Source organism: Sphingopyxis sp. (assembly GCF_036402335.1).
Lineage (GTDB): Bacteria > Pseudomonadota > Alphaproteobacteria > Sphingomonadales > Sphingomonadaceae > Sphingopyxis.
Genome location: NZ_DASWTD010000329.1, coordinates 1 through 5,742 on the forward strand (window position 1 = coordinate 1; position 5,742 = coordinate 5,742).

5 protein-coding genes are annotated in these 5,742 nt (G+C 64.4%); 3 read left to right on the forward strand and 2 right to left on the reverse strand.

Annotation, left to right across the window (positions count from 1 at the left end):
• The coding region (locus tag VGD20_RS10165; protein WP_331134330.1) for a CDC48 family AAA ATPase at positions 1-2,069 on the forward strand (2,069 nt) is incomplete at its 5' end.
• A gap of 2 nt (positions 2,070-2,071) precedes the next feature.
• Here the strand turns inward: VGD20_RS10165 and VGD20_RS10170 are convergent.
• Positions 2,072-3,379 (reverse strand): MFS transporter, encoded by a 1,308-nt coding sequence (locus tag VGD20_RS10170; protein WP_331134331.1) that lies wholly within the window; start codon positions 3,377-3,379, stop codon positions 2,072-2,074.
• 147 nt (positions 3,380-3,526) lie between these two features.
• On the opposite strand from VGD20_RS10170, the gene VGD20_RS10175 reads away from it, so the two are divergent.
• Positions 3,527-4,165, forward strand: a complete 639-nt coding sequence (locus VGD20_RS10175) for a class I SAM-dependent methyltransferase (protein WP_331134332.1) — start codon at positions 3,527-3,529, stop codon at positions 4,163-4,165.
• On the opposite strand, the gene VGD20_RS10180 is transcribed toward VGD20_RS10175, so the two are convergent.
• A complete protein-coding gene (locus VGD20_RS10180) occupies positions 4,162-5,352 on the reverse strand; it encodes a phosphatidylserine/phosphatidylglycerophosphate/cardiolipin synthase family protein (RefSeq protein WP_331134333.1) in 1,191 nt (396 codons plus the stop codon). The two genes, VGD20_RS10175 and VGD20_RS10180, sit on opposite strands and share 4 nt — an antisense overlap.
• Before the next feature lie 136 nt (positions 5,353-5,488).
• On the opposite strand from VGD20_RS10180, the gene rpoZ reads away from it, so the two are divergent.
• The coding region (rpoZ, locus tag VGD20_RS10185; RefSeq protein ID WP_331134334.1) for a DNA-directed RNA polymerase subunit omega at positions 5,489-5,742 on the forward strand (254 nt) is incomplete at its 3' end.

Here is a 5,742-nt window from a genome sequence, read left to right on the forward strand (position 1 = left end):
GTGCCGGCGACATGGTCGTGCTCAGCCGTATTGAAACGCGCCCGGCGACGCGTGTGGTGTTCGCGCCGGCGCAGGAAAATCTGCGCCTGCAGGGATCGGCCAACGCATTGAAGCGCAGCTTCTTCGGCCGTCCGCTCGTCGCCGGCGATACGGTGGCGACCGCCGGGCAGCAGCGGCTGGATTCGGGGGATATGCCGCCGCAGCTTCGGCAAATGCTCAATGCGCCGGCTTATGCGCTGGCCGAAGTGCGACTGCTTGTCGTGTCGGCGAGCCCCAAGGGCGTTGTCTTCATCGACGAAAATACCGAAATCGAACTTCTCCCCGAATATCAGGAGCCGCAGGACGCGCGTCGCACCGACGTCACCTACGACGACCTCGGCGGCCTGGGCGAGACGATCGACCAGCTTCGCGAGATGGTCGAACTGCCGCTGCGTTATCCCGAACTCTTCCGCCGCCTCGGCGTCGATCCGCCGCGCGGCGTGCTGTTGCACGGGCCGCCGGGCACCGGCAAGACACGCCTGGCGCGCGCCGTTGCGAACGAGAGCGAAGCGCAATTCTTCCTGATCAACGGGCCCGAGATCATGGGCAGCGCCTATGGCGAGTCCGAAAAGCGGCTGCGCGATATCTTCGAACAGGCTGCCAAGGCCGCGCCGTCCATCCTGTTCATCGACGAAATCGATTCGATCGCTCCGAAACGCGGTCAGGTGCAGGGCGAAGCGGAGAAGCGCCTCGTCGCGCAATTGCTGACCCTGATGGACGGGCTCGAGCCGCGAACCAATCTGGTCGTCATCGCCGCGACCAATCGCCCCGATGCGATCGACGAGGCGCTGCGCCGTCCCGGCCGCTTCGACCGCGAAATTGTGATCGGGGTTCCCGACGAAAGCGGTCGGCGCGAGATATTGGGCATCCACACGCGCGGGATGCCGCTGGCCGAAAATGTCGACCTTGCCGAACTGGCGCGTACGACGTTCGGGTTCGTCGGTGCCGACATGGCGGCGCTGACGCGCGAAGCCGCGATCGAAGCGGTGCGGCGGATCATGCCCAAGCTGAACCTTGAGGAAGGAACGATTCCGCCCGAAGTGCTCGAAGAACTCCGGGTCACGCGCGAGGATTTCAACAATGCGCTGAAACGTGTCCAGCCGTCGGCGATGCGCGAGGTCATGGTGCAGGCACCAAAGACGCGCTGGGGCGACATCGGCGGGCTCGACGCGGCGCGCGACAAGCTGATCGAGGGGATCGAGCTGCCGCTGAAGAATCCCGAGGCCTTCCGGCGCCTTGGTATCCGTCCGGCCAAGGGCTTCCTGCTCTACGGCCCGCCGGGAACCGGCAAGACCTTGCTCGCGAAGGCGGCTGCGCGCGAATCCGACGCCAATTTCATCTCGATCAAATCGTCGGACCTGCTCTCCAAATGGTATGGCGAGAGCGAGCAGCAGATCGCGCGCCTGTTCGCCCGCGCGCGCGCCGTTGCGCCGACGATTGTCTTCATCGATGAGCTCGACAGCCTTGTCCCCGCACGCGGCAGCGGAACGTCGGGCGAGCCGCAAGTGACCGAACGCGTCGTCAACACGATCCTTGCCGAGATGGACGGGATCGAGGAAATGCAGTCGGTGGTGGTCATCGGGGCGACCAACCGGCCGAACCTGATCGACCCCGCCTTGCTGCGTCCGGGACGGCTCGACGAGCTCATCTATGTTGCCGTCCCCGACAAGGAAGGCCGTCGGCGAATTCTGGAAATCCAGACCGGCAATATGCCGCTCGCCAAGGATGTCGATCTTGCCGTGCTGGCAGAGAAATCCGACCGTTTCACCGGCGCCGATCTGGAAGACCTGACGCGCCGCGCCGGCCTTGCCGCGCTCAAACGTTCGCTCGACAGCGACACGGTGATGATGGAAGATTTCGAAACGGCGCTGAAGGATACGCGCGCTTCGGTGACCGAGGCGATGGAAAAGGATTATGAAAAGATCCAGGGCGAGATCAAGCAGGCCGCGATGAGCGTCGATCCGATCGGCTTCTTCGCGCCCGGCATGCTGAAGCCCGTCCGTGAGCGCAAGCATGAGGAAAACGAATAGGATCAGGCGGTGGGCTGGTCCTGTTTGAGCGCGGACCAGCCCCATAGGACCAGCCAGCCGCAAAAGGCCGCCATCAGGCCATACGCGACCATCGGGTGCCAATTATAAAGCAGAACGCCGATTGCCGGCGAGATTATGTATGCGGATCCGTTGATCGACGCGGTCATGCCGGCAACGCTGCCTTGGTCGCGGCGCGGCACCGAAAGCGACGCGCCCGCAGTAAATCCAGGGCGGAACAGGCCGAAGCCGAGCGAGGCGAGGGCGAAGCCGATGACGATGCCGTGAAGGTCGGACGAGAGGCCGGTCAGTACCAGCCCCGTTCCGCCGAGCGCCGCTCCCGTAACAACCGCAGCGCGTGCCGTCAGTTTGAGGATCGGGATCAATCCCCATTGCGCAAGCAGCGTTGCGAACGCACCGGCCATCAGGACGATGCCGGTGATCGCCGCAGCTTCGTCGGGACGGAGGCGCAGCCCGAGCCGGTCGAGGATCAGAAAGCCGATGACGCCCAGCATCATCGCCTGCGCTTGCCCGCCGAACAGGCCTGCCAGCAGCCACGGCCGCACGCGCATATCGGTCCAGCGCAGCGGCGGTGTATCGATATCCGCCTCCAGCACCTGCTCTTCGGCTTCATCGGCGGCGGTCTGGGGCGATGCTCCGGTGGTCGGGTAGGAAACGATTGCACCGCGTGCGGCAAAGCGCGGAACATCGTCGGGCAGGCGCCAGCGCAGCGCTACCAGAACCGCAAGCCCGATCAATGCAAAGACCAGCAGCGGCCCGGCAAGCCCCACGAAAGGCAGGATGAAGAAAGGCGCAATCGCCGGCCCGATGACCGTGCCGAGACCGAATGACGAAGACACGAGCGAAAGCGCCTGGGTGCGCTGCCCGGGATCGGTGCGCGCTGCGACATAGGCCTGCACTGCGGGCGGCGAGGCCGAGCCGAGCCCGCCGTACAGGCTGCGGAACAACGCGAACAGGATGAAGGTCGTTCCTGCGGCGAGCCACCCTTCGAGGCCCGACCACAGCACGATGCCGCAGAGCGCCATCGAGGATAGAAAACCGACGACGCCGAGTGCCATCAGCGCCTTGCGTCCGCGTTTGTCCGATTGGCGCGCCCAATGTGGCGCGGTGAGCACCCAGAGCAGCGCCGACCAGCTGAACGCGAGGCTGACCCAGACGTCGGGAATGTGCAGTTTGGCCCCGATTGCAGGGAGGATGGACTGCATTGCGGTATTGCCCGCGGCCGCCACGAGCATCACCGCAAAGAGCACCGCCATGCGGTCCGCGGGGATCGAATGCGATGTCGTCGCCATGTCCGCCCCCTCCTTGGCTGTGGTCGGTAACGCCGCCTCTCCCTACACCGGGCGGCGCGTCTGTCCAGAGTCAAGACCCACTCTTTCCTTGCGCCATCGCGCTGATTTTGCCACGCCTTGTGCGACTGCAACAATGCGAAAGCCATCATGACCAATCCGCGGGCGCAGGCCCAAGAAACGAAAGCCCCGCTGGCCCGCCGGCTTCGCGAGGGCCTCAAACGCTTTTTCGGACCGTGGGGCATGTTCGTCCGCGGCTTTATCAAGCACCCGGTCATGGTGGGATCGATCGTACCGTCGTCGCCGACGCTGATCCGCCATATGCTGCGCCCCGTCGACTGGAAGAATACCAGGCTGTTCGTCGAATATGGCCCCGGCGTCGGCACCTTCTGCCGCCCTGTGCTCGAACGGATGGCGGGTGATGCGACGCTGATCGCGATCGACACCAACGAAGATTTCATCGACTATCTGCGCAAGGATATTCGCGACAGCCGCTTCATCGCGGTTCATGGCTCGGCGGCCGATGTCGAGGAGATCGTCCGCGCGCACGGCTTCGACAAGGCCGATTATGTCCTCTCGGGCTTGCCCTTTTCGACGCTTCCTGCCGGCGTTGGCCCCGCGATCGCCGCAGCGACGCACCGCGTGTTGCGCCCCGGCGGCGCTTTTCTCGTCTATCAGTTTCGCGCCCGCGCGCGCGATTTCCTCGCGGCGCATTTCCATCGCATCGACAATGCGTTCGAATGGGTCAACGTCCCGCCGTGCTTCCTCTTCTGGGGCTGGAAAGACTAGACTTCGGGATCGGGATCGGCGAGCCCGAAATTGAGCTTTCGCGATACCGTATAATCAACCACCCCGACGACCAGCCAGGCGAGCGTCCAGCGGATGCGCGTCAGCCAGCTTCCGCGTGCCTTGTGCGATTCGGGCGTGATGACCTCGCAATCGGGCCGCAATCCGTTCAGGAAATTCCGCATCTTTTCCGCAAAGCCGGCATCGGCGATCCGTACCATCACCTCGACGTTCACGAACAGGCTTCGGACGTCGAAATTCGCCGATCCGATATAGACGACATCGTCGATGACGATCAGCTTCATATGCAGCCGACACGGCTGATATTCCCATACATCGGCGGTTTTTCGCAGCAGATAGCCGTAGAGCAGGCGCGACGCGCCGATGGTTGCCGGATTGTCCGACTTCCCCGCCATCACGAAGCGCGCGCGGCCGCGCCGCGCCACGCGTCCCAGCCGGCGGAGCATGCCTTGCCCCGGCGAGAAATAGGCCATCGCCATATCGAGCTGGCGCGCCCCCTCGAGGTCGGCACGCACGGCGCGCGCCCAAGGGGACAGCCGCTGCGTCGGGCCGCCGACGAGCCACGACACCGGGCCGCCGTCGACGGGCCATTCGCGGATCAGCCGCCGCAGCATGAGCACCTTGCCATCATCATTGACGGTATAATCGTGGATCTCGGCAAACCATTGCGCCGCGCGCGCCACGGTCGGCCCTTTGACGACCATTCCGATGTCGAACCAGCAATCGCTGCGTGGTGGGCTCAGATAGTCATTGGCGATGTTAAATCCGCCCGTCACGGCGATATATTCGTCGATCAGGATCAGCTTCTGGTGGTTGCGGATCAGATAGGTCGATCGCCAGCGGCGCGAGAAAAAGGTCACGCTGCCGCCGGCTTCGCGCAGCGGCGCGAACAGCCCGTCGGGGGTGTCGCCCGATCCGAAGCTGTCGATGACGGCGCGCACGCGCACGCCGCGCTTCGCTGCGACGAGCAAGGCGTCGACGATGCGGATGCCCGCCGCGTCGCCCTCGAAAATATACATGATGATATCGATGCTGTGCGCCGCGCCGTTGATCAGGTCGAGCAACCGGACCAGCCGTTCGCCGCCGTCGAAGATCAGCTCCAGCCGGTGGCCGGCTACATCGGCCGTCAACCTTTCGGACAAGTCGACGGGGGCGCAGGCTTCGGTCATCACCTGCTCATAGGCTGGTGGCCGCGACCCCCGCAAGGGTCGCGCTTTCGTTGACATTGCCGGGCCGGGCTGCTAGCGCGCAGCGCTTGCCGCCATGCCCCCAAAGGCTGGCCTCTCCTATCTCTAAGGAAACAACATGGCCCGCGTTACCGTCGAGGATTGCGTCGACAAAGTTCCCAACCGTTTCGACCTGGTGCTGCTCTCGGCGCATCGCGCCCGCGAGATTTCGGGTGGTTCGGAGCTCACCGTCGACCGCGACCGCGACAAGAACCCCGTCGTTGCGCTGCGCGAAATCGCCGAACAGACCGTGCGTCCGAAAGACCTGCAGGAAACGCTGGTCGGTTCGATGCAGAAGGTCGTCGTCGATGATGACGATACGCCCGATGAAAT

What these genes read in the sequence shown, in the direction of transcription:
- VGD20_RS10170 (WP_331134331.1), bottom strand. Translation starts at nt 3,379, where the DNA reads ATGGCGACGACATCGCATTCGATCCCCGCGGACCGCATGGCGGTGCTC.
- VGD20_RS10175 (WP_331134332.1), top strand. Translation starts at nt 3,527, where the DNA reads ATGACCAATCCGCGGGCGCAGGCCCAAGAAACGAAAGCCCCGCTGGCC.
- VGD20_RS10180 (WP_331134333.1), bottom strand. Translation starts at nt 5,352, where the DNA reads ATGACCGAAGCCTGCGCCCCCGTCGACTTGTCCGAAAGGTTGACGGCC.